This is a genomic window from Psychrobacter sp. CMS30, assembly GCF_904846565.1.
Classification (GTDB): domain Bacteria; phylum Pseudomonadota; class Gammaproteobacteria; order Pseudomonadales; family Moraxellaceae; genus Psychrobacter; species Psychrobacter maritimus.
Genome location: NZ_CAJHBF010000001.1, coordinates 64,777 through 81,676, shown reverse-complemented (window position 1 = coordinate 81,676; position 16,900 = coordinate 64,777). Strand labels below are relative to the sequence as shown.

The window sequence follows — 16,900 nt, the reverse complement described above, 5'->3', positions numbered from 1 at the left end:
AACTGAATTGATAATCGCTAAGCTACTTCTTAATTGGTTTTGCTTTGTAATTTCAAATTCGTAAATGATGTCTATTTTCAGCCATCTTGAGAAGCGGTTTTGCGTAACGCATTACTAAAATTATCCTTTGGAGGAAGTTCATGAAATTAAATAAAATTGCTTTGGCATTGTTTGCCATCACAGCGGCTCCGCTAGCAGCAAATGCTGGTGTTACTATCAGCCCATTATTACTTGGTTATCATTACAGCGAAGGCGCTGATGATGAGCAACGTGAGCTATTAGAAAACTATAATGGAAGCGGCGAAAACTTTTATAAAGAAAATGGTTTATATACTGGTGCAGCACTCGGTATTGAACTAACGCCTTCTACTCAGTTCCAAGTTGAGTATGGTGTATCTAATACTGATGCTATCAGTAGCTTAGGTAGAACTTTAGATACAGAACAAGAAATGATTTCTGGTAACTTCTTGATTGGTTTTGAAGAATTCAGTGGCTACACTGATAACGCATTTAAACCATATGCATTAGTTGGTGCTGGTCAATCTAAAATCGAAATCGAAGATGCTTCTGGTAACGAAGTTACAAGTACTAAAGATACTATCGGTAACCTAGGTCTAGGTGCTATGTATCGTATCAATGATGCATTAAGCCTACGTGGTGAAGCTCGTGCGATTCATAACTTTGATAACAACTGGTGGGAAGGCATGGCCTTGGCCGGTCTAGAAGTTGTACTAGGTGGTCATTTAGCACCTACAGTAGCTGTTCCACCAATGGAAGAGCCTAACGTAGTAACTCCACCAATCGTTGTTGTTGAGTCTGATCTTGACTCTGACGGTGATGGCGTACCTGATAGCATCGATGCATGCCCAGGCACTCCAATGAACGTAGTGGTTGATGAGCGCGGTTGCCCAGTACCAGTAGATATTACTGATGAACTGAAAATGGAACTACGTGTATTCTTTGATAACGACAAATCAGCTATCAAAAACCAATACAAACCAGAAATCGCTAAAGTAGCAGAGAAGATGCGTGAGTATCCTAACTCTACAGCACGCGTAGAAGGTCATGCTTCTAAAACTGGTCCTTCAGCACGTTATAACCAACGTCTATCTGAAGCCCGTGCTGTTGCAGTGAAGTCTATGTTGACTAACGAATTTGGTATCGCACCAAACCGTCTATCAACAGTTGGTTATGGTTATGACCAACCAATCGCTGACAACAACACTGAAGAAGGTCGCGCTATGAACCGTCGTGTATATGCCATCATCACTGGTGACAAAACCATGACTGTTGAACAAACTAAAGATATGGTTGTTCAATAAGTAATAGCTACTAATTATGTTATAATGTAATTAGTTACAAAAAAAGTCACCCTTTGGGTGGCTTTTTTTTATTTATGTGTTGAGAAAAGTAAGTTATTGCATAAAATCATGATGCAATAATGTTATACTAACGACCCAAACACTTTGTAAATTGACAAAGTGTACATTAGCATAGCTATCTGTACGATGGATTTACCAGCATAGGTCTTTGATTTTAATAATATTAATCGATTGTGCCTATTGCGCAATCATTTAATCATAAAATAATCATGTCTATTTGGTTGGTGGTAACAGTTTATCCAGCGGTGCTAACTGCTACTGCATTTTTTTAAGACGAAACGAGCATTTTATATGGCGAACGATATCAAACACCTGCGTAACATTGCAATTATTGCCCACGTTGACCACGGTAAAACCACTTTGGTTGATAAGCTATTACATCAATCTGGTACTTTTGGCGATCGTGCAAACATTGCTGAACGTGCAATGGATTCAGGTGATATTGAGCAAGAGCGTGGTATTACCATCTTGGCAAAAAATACAGCCATCCGCTGGACAGATGATACTGATGGCACTGAATACCGTATTAACATTGTTGATACCCCAGGTCACGCCGATTTTGGTGGTGAAGTTGAGCGTGTTATGTCAATGGTTGACTGCGTACTATTAGTCGTTGACGGCGTTGATGGCCCGATGCCACAGACACGTTTTGTGACTCAAAAAGCATTCGAGCAAGGTCTAAAACCGATTGTTGTTATTAACAAGATTGACCGTCCAGGTTCACGCCCTGATTGGGTAATGGATCAGATTTTTGATTTGTTTGATAACCTTGGTGCGACGGATGAGCAATTAGATTTTCCAGTTGTTTATGCCTCAGCATTGAATGGTATTGCTGGCTTAGAAGCAGACAACTTAGCGGACGATATGACGCCGCTGTTTAAAACCATCGTTGATGTGGTTCAGCCTCCTCAAGTTGATGCTGAAGCGCCATTCCGTATGCAAATCTCTAGTCTCGATTACAACAGCTTCGTTGGTGTTATCGGTATTGGCCGTATCCAGCGCGGTAAAGTAAAGACCAATACACCAGTAACTGTCATTGATAAAAATGGCGATACTCGTAATGGCCGTATTCTAAAAATTATGGGCTATCATGGTCTTGATCGTATTGATGTAGAAGATGCACAAGCGGGTGATATCGTTTGTATTACTGGTATCGATGCGCTTAATATCTCAGATACAATTTGTGATCCTAGCGCTGTTGAAGCGTTGCCAGCATTGACTGTCGATGAGCCAACCGTATCTATGAATTTCCAAGTAAACAATTCACCGTTTGCTGGTCGTGAAGGTAAGTTTGTGACCTCACGTAATATTCGTGAGCGTCTTGAGCGTGAATTGATTCATAACGTGGCACTACGTGTAGAAGACACTGAGTCTCCTGATAAATTTAAAGTATCAGGTCGTGGTGAGCTTCATCTGTCTGTATTGATTGAAAACATGCGCCGTGAAGGTTTTGAGATGGGTGTTTCAGGCCCAGAAGTTATCGTTAAAGAAGTTGACGGTAAGCTACAGGAGCCGTACGAAAACGTTGTTTTTGATATCGAAGACGCGCATCAAGGTCCTATCATGGAGCAGGTTGGCTTGCGTAAAGGCGAGATGACCAATATGGAGCTTGATGGTAAAGGTCGTATGCGTATCGAAGCGACAATGCCTGCCCGTGGTTTGATTGGTTTCCGTTCTGAGTTCCTAACCTTAACTTCAGGTACAGGTATCATGACCTCAAGCTTCTCACATTACGGCCCACAGAAAGTTGGTGATGTTGGTGCTCGCTCTAATGGTGTCTTGGTTTCTATGGCGAAGGGCGTTTGCCTAGGTTTTGCGCTATTTAACCTACAAAAACGCGGTAAATTGTTCGCTGAGCCACAGCTAGAAGTATACGAAGGTATGATCGTTGGTTTGAACTCGCGTAACGACGACATGGCAGTTAACCCAACGACTGCTAAGCAGTTGACCAACGTCCGTGCCAGTGGTACTGATGAAGCGCTAACCCTAACGCCAGCGGTTAAGTTTACCCTTGAGCAGGCACTTGAATTTATTCAAGATGACGAGCTAGTAGAAGTAACACCGAAGGCCATTCGTCTTCGTAAGCGCTACTTGACTGAGAGTGAGCGTAAGCGTCACGGTCGTAAGAAAGGTGCTTAATTATTGACAAAAAATGATATTAATCATACATTTTGTTAAGAATTGAGAGAAGTATTTGATATTGGTAAAGATATCCTTTATTTATATTAAGTCAGAGTTATAATCAGCAGTATAGAGTGAGTCGAATATGGTTCACTTTATATTGCTTTTTTTATGCCTGTTTTTTATATATAATACTACGGCTAATCAATTGGATGGGTTTGTTTAGAATTGCTTACGTCATTTTTAATACGCTGCCCTTAAAACTTGATTTTTAAGAGGTGATTTTTAAGAGACGGTTTTTAAGAGACGGTCTCTAAATGAGATTAACTATTCGGCTGTTTATCTGAGCATAGGTTTATCTGACCATAGATAAGACTTTTGAGGAGTGACATTATGAGTATGGTATCTGAGTTTAAAGAATTTGCTATAAAAGGTAATGTGATGGACCTAGCGGTCGGTGTCATCATTGGCGGCGCTTTTGCGACCATCACGACCTCTTTAGTTGAAGACATTATTATGCCTATCGTCGCTTTTATTGCTGGCGGCGAAATCAACTTTAAAAATATGTTTTTCATGTTAGGTGACGCACCTGAAGGCGTTGGCATGACTTACGATGCGCTTAAAGAGGCAGGTGTGCCAGTATTGGCCTATGGTAGTTTTATCACTGTATTGATTAACTTCCTGATTTTAGCGTTTATTATCTTTATGATGGTAAAAATGGTGAATAGATTACGCCGTGAAGACGAGGTAGAAGAAGCAATAGAAGAAGCAATAGAAGAGCCGTCAGAAGAGGTGCAATTGCTTCGTGAGATTAGTGCTAAGCTTAGCAATACTCACATTACAAAATAATATCATTTATTTACTATAATAAAAAAGGCTAACGAGAAGTTAGCCTTTTTTATTGTCGATTGATAAGCTCGATGCTTATAACTTATGGCGTAACTACTACATAGTCATTGGTATTAATTAGAATCTCTGAAGGACGATCGACAACAATACGCACGACATTATTGTCAACAACTTGTGATTTATAGTAATTGTCTTCAGCAACCGTACAGCCTAAGCAGCGTCCCATCGCATCCCATGGCTCAACGAATAACTTTTGCTGTGCTTGATCTGCATTGCCTCCCATCAGCGAGAAGGGTAAGCTTACGATATAGGCGGCAGTTCCCGCTACCGCAGCTACCAATTGTAGTGGTTTACCGACAATCGTGTCTACTGCCATGGTCTCGTAAGAAGGGCCAAAATCAGTTTCATCAATTTCTATCGCTGCTAAAGCGGGTTGCATGCTAGCAAAAATTAAGCTTACGCTTGCCATCATGGTCAGTAACTTATATTTAGCGGTGCGTTTCATGTTAGCTGGAGCACTCATAATAATATCCTAAAACTCATAAGTAGTATGATTAATAGCTGCTGCTATTTCCACACAGAGACAAATTCCCTATAGAAATAAGGCGACAACGATAGTTATTCTTAATATTACAGATACATAAACGGTTTGCACTATTTATGTAAATATTAGCACTATTAAAGCAAGATGTAGGCTAATAAGCAACAAAAATGCGCAGGATATCTGTATTAGCAGAGCATTTTTTATGATGAGTCATGCTAAATGAGTATAGGCAGGACTATAAATAAGCGGTTTAAAGTAACTGAGCATTGATATTGCCTTAGAGGTCTATAGGCTTATTAAGCAGGGATTATTTACTATTGATTGGCTGACAGGCGGGGCAAAAAACACTGGCACGTCCATTAAGCTTAATATTTTCTAATAGTGTATCACAGTGTGGACAAGTTTCACCTTGTCTGCCGTAGACATTTAAGGTTTGCTGAAAATAACCTGTTTGGCCGCTAGCAACGGTAAAATCCCGTAAGGTGGAACCGCCAAGAGTTATCGCCTTTTTTAAAATTACTTTGATATGGTCAACCAAAATAACTATTTGCTCATAGGAAACTTGGTGAGCGGGCGTTGCAGGATGAATGCTTGATAAATAAAGACTTTCAGTCGCATAAATATTGCCAACACCGACGACGATTTGTTGCTCCATAATAACGGATTTAATGGCGCGTTTGATTGGTTGCTTGTTAGATGTTTTATTGGCCGTCGCTTTTTTAGGGTTGCTTTGATTATTGCTGCTGTGATTAACGTTACTATCATTAGGGGTTGGATTTGGATTATTTGAGCGTTGAATTAAATGATATAAATAATCAGCGGTAAATTCTGCTGATAATGGCTCAGGACCCAAATGATTTAGTAGCTTAGGGCCATAATCATCAAACCATAACACCGAGCCAAAGCGCCTTGGATCATAATAATGTAGCTGTGTTTGGCTATCATCAGTGCCGCTAAAAGTCACCACCAAATGATCGTGTTTACGCTTATCAGTGCCATAGCTGTGTTGCTGTAAGCTACCTGACATACCCAGATGAATCAACAGTTGCCGCGGGGCTAAGTTCTCAGGTTGGATAGAGGCGCTGGTGTTCGCAGAAATTACGGGTATAAAATTCAGAATTAAATACTTTGCTCGGCGCTCGACGCTATCCAAAGTGTAATCAACCAGTTGAGTCAAATCATCAGGCATCGACCAGCGTAGTTTTGGTTGGAAGACTTTGACATTGGTGACTTGCTGACCTAATAACGGCGTAAGGCTGGTTTTGGTGGTTTCTACTTCGGGTAACTCAGGCATAGTATTTCTTATGAAAACTCTATTATGGATTAAAGGTGTTCTTGGAAAATTGTGCTGCCTTAATAATCAAGCAACCGCACGGCGCGCATGTAAAATACCATGCTGCTGTTCAAGTTTGGCCAGTAGTTTGGATAAATGGGCCAGCCCCGAGACTTCAATATGAAACTTTAAAAAGGCGATATTGTCATCATTGCTTAACGTTTCAACTTGACGAATATTGACGTTTTCTTTATCAATAATTTGGGTCAAATCGCGCAGTAACCCGCGTCTATCATAAGCTTCTACATGAATATCTACCGGTTGATAACGACCCGATTTAACCGTCCAAGCGGCATCAATTTCGCGTTCAGGGTCGCGCTCGATCAAGCGTAGATATTCAGGGCAGCCGCGATTATGGACGCTGACGCCGCGTGACAAAGTAATATAGCCTGCGATAGGTTCACCGTGGACGGGATGACAGCAGCCTGCTAGGTTAATCTCGATATTATCCAAACCATCGATATGAATTTTATAGGCATCGAGTTTCCCTGCATCTCTAGTGTCAATGCTAGGGGTAAAGTCATCTTCCGGCCTTTCCGGCTCTAGATGGAGCTGACGAGAAATATGACTGGTCAGCTGGTTAAGACCAATATCACCGGTCACCAAGCCGACGACAATGTCATCGGTATTATTGACATTAAAATGCTGCGTATAGTCGTTTAAATCGATACTATTTGGATGGACTGATAAACGCTCAAGCTCTTTACTAAGCATTTGACGACCTATCTCAATATTCTTATCGCGGTCTTGCTTATTAAACCATTGACGCAGTTTTGAGCGCGCGCGGTTGGTATGAATATAACCAAGCGAGGCGACCAGCCAATCGCGGTTCGGCTCACGCGAGGCTTTGGTAATAATCTCTACTTGTTCGCCCGTCTTTAACTGATAAGTCAGTGGCACATAACGCTGATTGACACGCGCCGCTTGGGCACGGTTACCAACTTGCGTGTGTACATAATAAGCAAAATCCAGTACCGTCGCGCCTTTTGGCAGCTCAGTGATATCGCCATCACGACTAAAGATATAAATACGCTCGAGCTCGTCAAAATCAACCAATTGCTCTTCTTCGTCAAACTCGATTTCTTCTAATTCTTCGCCGGTTAATAATGCTGAACGCGGCTGATTGCGCGTCTCATTATTGATAGAAAGCAGTTGCCGTAATGAGCTGATTCTTTGGTTAAGGTAATTATCCTTTTTATTTTTCAAGCCTTCTTTGTAGTTGACGTGCGCGCACATGCCAAGCTCGGCTTCAAAATGCATCTCATGCGTACGAATTTGTACTTCAAGCGATTTATTTTCGGCAATGACCGCCGTATGTAGTGAGCGATAACCGTTAGATTTTGGGTTGGTAATATAGTCGTCGAACTGCTCAGGGATATAGCGCCATAAACCATGTACCAATCCCAAAACGTGATAGCAATCCGAAGGATTGGTGACCAAAACGCGCAGCGCCCGAATGTCATAAAGCTGATCAAAGGACAAGCCTTTGAGCTTCATTTTTCGGTAAATAGAGTAGATATGCTTAACGCGTCCTGAAACCTCGGCTTCGATACCGGCTTCTGCTAAGGCTGCATTGAGCTTATCTTGTACACGCTGAATGTAAGACTCACGTTCGCTACGTTTTTCTGATAATAGCCGAGCAATCTCTTTATAGCGCTCAGGAGCAAGATAGCGGAACGCTAAATCTTCAAGCTCCCATTTTAATTGGGCAATACCAAGCCTATGAGCCAATGGCGCATAAATAGTCATGACCTCGCGCGCGACACGGTGTTGCCGCTCTTCACTAGAAAAGGTCAATTCGCGCATGGCAAAGGTCCGCTCAGCCAACTTAATCAGCACGACGCGCACATCATTGGTAACGGAGATAAGCATGCTATAAATATTCGATAGCTGATCACGCTGATTATTAACAAAATGATCTTCTAAGCGCTTATTGCTTTCGATAATCTCGGACAGCTTACCCATCGCCAAGGTATCTTTGACCAAGGTTGAGATATCAGCGCCGAATTTTTTTTCAATTTCAGCTAAGCTGATAATCGATTTACGGGCGCTGCGATAGAGCATCGCTGCAACGAGCGCATCTTCATCTTGATATAGGTAAGTCAAAATATCGGTCATCGCAATACCGGTGACGTAAGCGCCTGAGCGCTCAGATTCACTGGTATTCATGTGACTGCGGATAAACTCGCAAGCAGCGGCAAGATTGGGTACAGACTCTTGACCGATACGCTTGGCGACATTATCAAGCCAAGTGGGGACGTCGATATTTATTTGATCTAAATCAATCGCTTCAAGCTCTTTTTCTGAAAGCGTAGAGCTGTCATCAAGAAGCTGATTTTTCAAATACTCATCTTTAAGATTCGGGTCATGGCTATGATAAGCATACTGAGCAGAGCGATCAAAAGTGGTGTGCAGCTTGTGAGTAGCAAGCTGATGTTTGATATCGAGTGGAATTTGGGCATAGCTATTAGCAGACTGGTGCGAGCGTTGGCTCGCGACCAGTTGAGCTGCCAATGTTGCGCTATCGGCTTGCGTGGTTTGTCCATCTACCAGCGGTAATCCTTCACGAATTTTTACCATAGCCCACTCCTCTTAGCTATTCAAAATTGATTAGTGCTTCATTTACCATGCAGACTTAAATTTTGCGATAGGCAAATAACAGCGATAAATCAATTCAGCCGCTAAAAATCCTTTTCTAGCAGCTATAAAATGATAGAGATAAATAACATATAGAGCCATGAGTACCAAGACTCATGATATCTCGATTAAGAAGGCCTCAATATATTGGTTATTATTATCTCATTTTGCAATGACAAATCAAGCAAGGCTCTGTAATGATCATGTCGGTGTTGATAACATACAGCATTATTAACCTTATCGCTTAATCCGTTTTTGCATAAAGCGATGCGGTTAAAAATGAGCGTTATGTTTCTTAAAATGTCACACTTAAAAAGCCATGCTCGAAAAACCACGCTTAAAGAGCCATGCTCTAAAAGATTAGTCGCTTAAAGCAAGTGCTAAGCTGAAACTTTTTCAAAGCGCGCGATTGACTCAACGTGACCGGTATGACAGAACATATCCATCACGCCTGCATGCGTCAAACGATAGCCTTGCTCTAACAAGGCTTTGGTATCGCGGGCGAGGGTAGCAGGGTTACAAGAGACATAGACAATACGTTCGGCGTTAAATTTCGGCAGATACTGCATAATCTCCCAAGCGCCCGAACGCGGTGGGTCAATGAGTAACGCATCAAAGCCCTGATTGGCCCAAGGTTTATCGGTGCAATCTTGGGTTAAATCTTGGCTATAAAACTCAGTGTTATTAATGCCGTTGCGACGAGCATTGTCAGCAGCACGGGCAGTCATGGCTTCACTGCCTTCAACGCCGACCACCGAGCCTGTTTCGCCGACTAAACGCGCTAGTGGTAAGCTAAAGTTGCCCAAACCACTGAATAAATCTAGCACGCGTTCGCCCGCTTTTAGGTCTAATAAATCACATGCAAGCTTGGTCATTTGACGGTTTACCGATAAATTGACTTGGGTAAAGTCCGTTGGGATAAACTCAAACGTCAAATCATACTCTGGTAATTGATAATATAAGCGCCCAAACTGCTCACTCATATCGTCATTCTCCGTCAAAGCAATACGCTGAATGCTATCGGCACCTTTTGACTGTAAATATAACTGCCAATTGCGCGCTGCGAAAAACGTTTTTAGCTTCTCAATATCAGCATCTGATAATGGCGCTAAATTACGCACGATAAGCGCAACCGGCTGATTGCCATCAGGTAGCTCAGGCATCGCTTCGCCCATAGCCAGTTCAAGCTGGGCAATTTTGTCACGGCTCTCGAGCGTGCTAATAAGTGCTTTTAAATTTTCAATCTCAAAACCAATCCGTGGGTCTAAGATATGACACTCATTTAACTCTGCTAAAAAGTTGCTTGAGCGCTCACGGAAACCAACCAAAGCGGTTTCTTTTTTGGCGACATAACGAACGCCCAATCGCGCTTTGGTACGGTAACCTAAGCGATCACCGACCACAGGCGCTAGCCAATGTTCCGGTTCGACATTGGCTTGATGGATAAGCATCTCAGCAAGCACAGATTGCTTAAAGTTGATTTGACCCTCTGGCTGCCAATGCTGCAGATTACAGCCACCGCAGACGCCAAAATGCGGGCAGGGCGGTACGGCGCGCTCAGGGTTTGGATTGGCAGTAATGCTCACTGCATCACCTTCTTCAAAGCTGGTACGGCTATTGGTAATTTTGACTAAGGCGCTTTCACCCGGTAGCGCAAAGCTGACAAAAATCTTTTTGCCATGCTTATCTTCGATATGACCATCAGCTTCACCAAAGCCATTGCCGTATACCGCAACGCCGCGACCATCATGTGACAAGCCATCGATATTAAAAGGTAGTGGCTCAGCATCTTTTAAACGGCGACGCGTTTTTGATGACGGCTTAGATTTTTTCTTACTTGGCGGAATAGTAATGGTCTGAGTCTCGTTAGGCTGTTGGCTGGTATCTAAGATGGTAGAGTTTTTTGAATCGGTGGGTTGCATAAACCTGCCTTAAATAATAAATAGTAAGTAATAAATAATAAATGATAAATAACGATAAATGAGGGTGAGACGTTAATTGTTAAAACAGCCGTCTTTATAAAGAAGCTTTTATAAATACGTCCGTTATATAAAAATGTCTGCTATGGTGCAGGCGCAGATGACCAATCAGCAATAAACTCATGATGACGTGGGCTGCCATCTGCTTGGGTGTAATTTGCCAAATAATCACGGCTTTGCTGTTGCCACGCATCAAAATCCGGTGAGGATAATTGACCAGTCAAACGTAACCAACGCAGATATATCAGCCAAGTATTCATCACATCGGATTCGCAATATATTGACAACGTTTGCCAATCACCATTGCTGACCAGATCGCCAACCATGCTACCATCGACATCGGTTTTACCAGGTAAGCCATAAAGACTGGCAACGACATCCATGGCTTCGCGGCGGCTGGCACCGTATTGGCTAAATCTGTCCATCAAATCAAGATGGCGAGTATGGAAACGATTAACATAGTTATCAAAGCGCATGTTTTTGATACGCTCGCCTTCTTCAAATAACCACGGCGCTGCCAAGTCATACTGCATCGCGCGATAAATAAGCACCGGGATATCAAAGCCTGAGCCGTTCCAACTAATCAGCTGCGGCAGCTTTTCAAGGTCACTGAATGCACGGAAAAATTTGCTCAGTATGTCTTTTTCGCTAAACTTATCTGCCGTCAAAGAAAACAGGGAAAATTGACCGTCTTTAATATAAAGGGCAGAAATACAGACAATACGCTGCAGCGGCAAACGCATAAAGTCATGTCCCGCTTCTTGGAGTCGCAGCGCCGTCAACGCGCTTAAGGCATCGGCATCGTTTAGCTCGGCCAATTGCGGGTAAATACGGCGGGCAGCCTCGGTATCGGCAACCGTCTCAATATCAAAGACCAAGATAGGTTTGGACGAAAGAGCGTTTGACATAAATAATCCTACCTAACTATTGGCTTTGGTTGATGACTGATAAAATTATCATTGCTGAGCTTATGATTTATGAGCTTATGATTTATGAGCTTATGCTGCTGCATTGTGCGTACATTCTATTTCTAACTTTCTACTGCGTACTTTTTATTTTTCACTATCTACATTGTCTTTCACGTTACTGTCGTCAGCATCGTTGTCGATAACATTATATAAGCCGGTCGATAAATAACGATCGCCGCGATCACAAACGATAAAGGCAATAACCGCGTCTGGATTTTCTTTTGCGACTTCGACGGCTGCCCAAGCGGCTGCGCCTGAAGATACGCCAGCAAAAATGCCTTCGGTTTTGGCCAATTTGCGCATATAGACTTCGGCGATATGCTGATCGACATCCATGATGTCATCAATCAAGTCGGCTTCAAAAATACCCGGCATGTAAGCAGCAGGCCAGCGGCGAATACCGGCGATAGACGCTTCTTCATCAGGCTGCAAACCGATGATTTTAACATCAGGGTTTTGCTCTTTAAGATATTGCGCCACCCCAGTGATGGTGCCGGTGGTGCCCATAGAGCTGATAAAGTGAGTGATTTTACCGTCCGTTTGCGCCCATAGCTCAGGACCGGTGGTGAGATAATGCGCTTGTTTATTATCAGGGTTATTAAATTGGTCTAGGACGATACCCTTACCATCCGCTTGCATCTGCAGCGCCATATCGCGTGCCGCCTCCATACCTTCGTCGACTTCGATTAGCGTCGCGCCGTAAGCGGTCATGGCATCTTTACGCTCTTGGGTCGATTTGGTTGGCATTAATAAGGTCATCGGATAACCGCGCATCGCCGCAACCATCGCTAAAGCTATACCGGTATTGCCGCTGGTGGCTTCAATCAGCATATCGCCCGGCTTAATATCACCGCGCAGCTCAGCCTGATAAATCATATTAAACGCTGGACGGTCTTTTACCGAACCGGCGGGGTTATTACCTTCAAGCTTTGCAAGTACCACGGCCCCATTGGCAATCTGCTCTTGCTCAGGCAGACGATGCAATTTAACCAATGGCGTCTGACCTACGCAATCGGCAAGGTCAGTGATTTGCGTAATAAAATTGGCGTTTGACTGGGCCGTAGCGGACATAAGGTATCCTTATTAATTATTAAGTTTTTAATAGGCGCTGTTTAAATGATAGATACTAAGACATTAACAGGCCAGTACTTCATGACTATCAGGTATTGAGGGTGACGCAATAAAAAGTTGCGTCATTATATCATTTTGTTTTCAGCTGCGCTTAATGCATAAATTTTTATTGAGGATAGCTTATTTGTTTATAACCTTGTGTCTTTACATTAATGTATAAGTTATTAAGCATAAATATTAGGCGCGGCTTGTTGAGCAATAACGCTTGCTTAATAAGCATTGGTTAATGAAGATGAGTCAATGAATGGCTAACCGCCTCTGATAGAATCCTGCTAAGATAATCTCAAGCTATAATTGCTGGCTTGCCGTTAGTGCTTAGCCAATTATTAACACATAATCGCATCGTACAATATCTATCACCAATAATATCTGTCACCAATATCAGTGGAGAGTAAACCCAGCATGGCTTACAAAAAACGTTTTGATACCAGTAGCGCTTATGGTCAGCTGATTATATTGGTGTTTTTGCCGATTTGTTTATTGGCAGCGGTGGGTGGCATTTTGGTGTTTTATGAAACCATGCGCGCCAGTAATTCTGAACAAGAAGTATTGGCAGAGGCGGTGCTGATTCGTTATACGCCGGCGATTGCGGAGCTCGTCCCTGAACTATTAGAGCAAGAAAAGCAGCAAGCAGAAACAGGCGACGGTAAAAGCAAGACCGATACTAAGTCACAAGCAGCGATAGCGACGTTAGAAGGTATTCAAGATAGGCTCGGGCGCATGCAGTCGGAGCAGCATGTCCAACGTATTGCCATTATCAATCAAAACAATGAAGTATTGGCAAGCGTCGGCTATGGTATCGATGAGGCGTGGCCACTGATAGATGCATCAGAGCGCTTTTTATCGCAAAAGCCCACGCCTATTGGCACAGCTTACGGCAGTACTTTGGGTGAGTTTGACGGGCAGCAAGTGTGGCTGATGGTCGATATGGATAACGAGCCGCTTTATATCGCCCGTTATCGTATTGCCATGGCGCTGGCGATTACCGGCTTATTTACCATTTTAATTTTATTGTTAAGCTTAAATATCTATTCAAAACGTTGGATTGCGCCGATTTACGAGCTGCGTTTGCAATTACAACGTACCCATGTAGACAATCTTTATCAGCCTATTCCGGTTGAATCGAATGGTGAGTTGAATTTATTACAGCAAGATTTGGTCAAGACCTTACGCCGTCTACACGCCAGCTTCCAAGATTTGAAAGATCACGCCGAGCAAACTGAGGATGATTTGCGTTTGGCATTTGATGAGATGGAAATGCAAAACATCTCTATCCGTAATGCCCGTGATGCGGCAATCTCAACCAGCCAAGCAAAATCGGCGTTTTTGGCCAATATCAGTCATGAATTACGTACACCCTTAAACAGTATCGATGGTTTTATTAATTTGCTGGCGCGGCACGGCGAGCTCAATCCTGAACAAGATTTGTATGTACAAACCATCCGTAAATCGTCGGCGCATTTATTGGCACTCGTGAATGATGTATTGGATTTCTCCAAGATTGAAGCGGGTAAACTGGTACTTGACCGTCACGAGTTTGACCTTTATGACACCATTTATGATGTAGTCGATATGCTATCGCCGGTTTCTGCAGAAAAAGGGCTGCGCATGGCGGTGTTGTTTTATAACGACGTGCCGATGCGTATCAATGGCGATGCCTTGCGCCTTAAACAAGTACTGACCAATATCGTCGGTAATGCCATTAAATTCACCGATAGCGGCGATGTGGTCGTTCGCGTTAGCTTAGACGATCATCGTGACAATTACTTAATGATTAGCGTGCAAGATAGCGGTAAAGGGATTTCATTATCTGACCAAAAAATGCTCTTTCAAAGCTTTAGCCAAGGCGATCCATCAATTACGCGTCAATATGGCGGTACCGGCTTGGGTCTGGTCATCTCCAAGCAATTAACGCGGCTGATGGGCGGTGATATTGGCTTTTATGACAATGTGCAAGAAAATATCTCTAACCAAGGGGCAACGTTTTGGTTTCGGATGCCAGCCCATGTCGATGTCTTGGAAGCGGCGACTGGGCAAACGATTGAGTTGCCCGTGCTCGCGCCACTTGCCAGCGATACGGACGAGTTTAATGTGCTCGTTTGGATCAATCATACGGCATCGATACAGGTGCTGAAAGCCAGCTTACAACATTTACCGATTACCCTGACCCAAGCCAACTCTTTACCGGGCGTACTTGAATCACTCAAAGAGCGCGGCAACTATTGGGATTGGGTCATCGTGGATGATGATACCCAAGACGATATGATGGCGCTGCTCAAACAGATTCGCCTGCATTATCAGGGTAAGCTGGCAGTATTTGGCTATCAAGTGGCCGCTGACCAAGCACTGCTTAATCGTTATCATGCCAATATTTTGTATGAGCCACTAGATAAAAGGCAGCTCTATGCGATGCTTGATACGCAAAAACGTAGTGCTCCGAGTGGCGTTCAAGAGCCGCGCTGGAAGGGCGTTACCGTCTTAGCCGTCGACGATCATCTGCCAAACTTACTGGTGCTGGATGCGCTATTAAGTGAGCTTGGTATCCATGTGATTACCGCCAGTAGTGGTTTTGATGCGATAGAAATCATCAGTAAACAGCAAACCAAACATATCAAAACCGCTAAAACTGAAAAACAAAGTCTGTCGAAAAAGACCCAAATATCTAAGGCTGAAGCCCGCGATGATGTCAGTAAATCAGCGGTTAATTCATTACATCTTGACGATGCTACGACAGATGATAAAGGCAATACAGCGCACAAAAACAGTATCGATTTGATATTTATGGATATTCAAATGCCGCGTATGTCGGGACATGAAGCAGCGCGGCAAATCCGTAATATCGAAACCCCTGATCATCATATTCCCATTATTGCCTTGACCGCTCATGGCTTAGCTGATGAGCGCGAGAAGCTGATTGCTAGCGGCATGAATGATTATGTTGGTAAGCCTATTAGCCAGCCACAATTATTACAAGTGCTACAAAAATGGCTTGGCCGTACCACTTCAGTGCCGCCAATAGCCGCCCTTACTAATGATGATTTACACGCTGAAAATTCGCCCAGCTTGGATTTACCAAGTTCTAATTTTAACAATACATTAACGCAAGATTCTTTAACGGCGTATACAGGTCTGACAGCGCCGACTTATCCAATGGTTAAAGGGGATGATAGTCATCGCGATGCTGATTCTCATAGAGATGCTGACGCGATCAGTCCAGCAAAAATCACCCGACCTTTATCGCTCAAAAAAATCCGTGACGACTATTTGCGTGACAGTCAGCCGCGTGAAGATTATAGACGCGAAACACCGCGCGAAACCCAACCACGTTACGAGAAGCCACGCTATGAAAAGCCACGCTATGAGAATTTGCGCTATCAAGGGCAGGGGCAAGCACCATTGGTTTATCCGCCCTATCAAATGACAGAGAGTGCTAAAGATGAGCAAAATGTAGAAACAACGCAAGGGCAAAGTAATACGAACTTGGGGATAAATACTCTTGATACCTCGGAGATTTTAAATTGGCAAGATGCGTTGACGCGTTCAGCCAATAAACCCGATTTGGCTGCCAAGCTGATTATTATGATGCTCGATACCATTAATGATGAAAAGCAAGCGTTGATGCAGGCATGGGAGAGTCGCAACCGCAGTGCGCTTGCGCAAATTGCCCATCGTATCTTAGGCGGCAGTCGCTATACGGGCGTGCCGCAGTTACGTCAAGCCAGCCAAGATTTAGAGGATAAATGCTTGTTGAATATTCAACATACCACGCCCGCTCAATTTGCGATGCTTGAGCCTTATTATGAAGCACTATTGACCGCGTTAAATAACTTACAAACACTGGATTTATCTGCTTATCCGCAGCTTAATTATCACCGTCTAAGTGAAAATGATATGACGTGGAAAATGATTTAAGGCAGCTGGTTTTATAGGGCTGAGGCAAAACTGAGCTAGAGTTG

At 43.3% G+C, this 16,900-nt stretch carries 10 protein-coding genes; 4 read left to right on the top strand and 6 right to left on the bottom strand.

The features are described from left to right. Nucleotides 1-140 precede the first annotated feature (140 nt). From JMX94_RS00325 to mscL, 3 genes are all read left to right on the top strand, one after another. Nucleotides 141-1,322 carry an OmpA family protein gene (locus JMX94_RS00325; RefSeq protein WP_201562225.1) on the top strand — a complete coding sequence of 394 codons (1,182 nt, stop codon included), beginning with the start codon at nucleotides 141-143 and terminating at the stop codon, nucleotides 1,320-1,322. Nucleotides 1,323-1,673: 351 nt separating this feature from the next. Further along, a complete protein-coding gene (gene typA / locus JMX94_RS00320; RefSeq protein WP_201562223.1) occupies nucleotides 1,674-3,521 on the top strand; it encodes a translational GTPase TypA in 1,848 nt (615 codons plus the stop codon). A gap of 375 nt (nucleotides 3,522-3,896) precedes the next feature. Further along, complete coding sequence (gene mscL / locus JMX94_RS00315) at nucleotides 3,897-4,352, top strand: large conductance mechanosensitive channel protein MscL (protein WP_201562221.1); 456 nt, start codon at nucleotides 3,897-3,899, stop codon at nucleotides 4,350-4,352. Nucleotides 4,353-4,434: 82 nt separating this feature from the next. Here mscL and JMX94_RS00310 read toward each other — a convergent pair whose 3' ends face one another. From JMX94_RS00310 to cysM, 6 genes are all read right to left on the bottom strand, one after another. Continuing rightward, nucleotides 4,435-4,875, bottom strand: coding sequence for a hypothetical protein (locus JMX94_RS00310; RefSeq protein WP_201562219.1), 441 nt, complete (start codon nucleotides 4,873-4,875; stop codon nucleotides 4,435-4,437). A gap of 328 nt (nucleotides 4,876-5,203) precedes the next feature. Continuing rightward, the gene (gene mutM / locus JMX94_RS00305; RefSeq protein WP_201562217.1) at nucleotides 5,204-6,190 is read right to left on the bottom strand and encodes a bifunctional DNA-formamidopyrimidine glycosylase/DNA-(apurinic or apyrimidinic site) lyase; all 987 of its coding nucleotides are present in this window, start codon (nucleotides 6,188-6,190) and stop codon (nucleotides 5,204-5,206) included. A 66-nt stretch (nucleotides 6,191-6,256) separates the two neighbouring features. Beyond that, nucleotides 6,257-8,809 (bottom strand): bifunctional (p)ppGpp synthetase/guanosine-3',5'-bis(diphosphate) 3'-pyrophosphohydrolase, encoded by a 2,553-nt coding sequence (locus JMX94_RS00300; RefSeq protein WP_201562215.1) that lies wholly within the window; start codon nucleotides 8,807-8,809, stop codon nucleotides 6,257-6,259. A 437-nt stretch (nucleotides 8,810-9,246) separates the two neighbouring features. Beyond that, nucleotides 9,247-10,788 carry a 23S rRNA (uracil(1939)-C(5))-methyltransferase RlmD gene (gene rlmD, locus JMX94_RS00295; protein WP_201562213.1) on the bottom strand — a complete coding sequence of 514 codons (1,542 nt, stop codon included), beginning with the start codon at nucleotides 10,786-10,788 and terminating at the stop codon, nucleotides 9,247-9,249. A 140-nt stretch (nucleotides 10,789-10,928) separates the two neighbouring features. Next, entirely contained in the window at nucleotides 10,929-11,753 is an 825-nt protein-coding gene (locus tag JMX94_RS00290) for a 3'-5' exonuclease (protein WP_201562211.1), read from the bottom strand. 144 nt (nucleotides 11,754-11,897) lie between these two features. Beyond that, a complete protein-coding gene (gene cysM, locus JMX94_RS00285) occupies nucleotides 11,898-12,884 on the bottom strand; it encodes a cysteine synthase CysM (RefSeq protein WP_201562209.1) in 987 nt (328 codons plus the stop codon). 462 nt (nucleotides 12,885-13,346) lie between these two features. Here cysM and JMX94_RS00280 point away from each other — a divergent pair, with 462 nt between their 5' ends. Beyond that, nucleotides 13,347-16,856 (top strand): ATP-binding protein, encoded by a 3,510-nt coding sequence (locus JMX94_RS00280; RefSeq protein WP_201562207.1) that lies wholly within the window; start codon nucleotides 13,347-13,349, stop codon nucleotides 16,854-16,856. Nucleotides 16,857-16,900 lie beyond the last annotated feature (44 nt).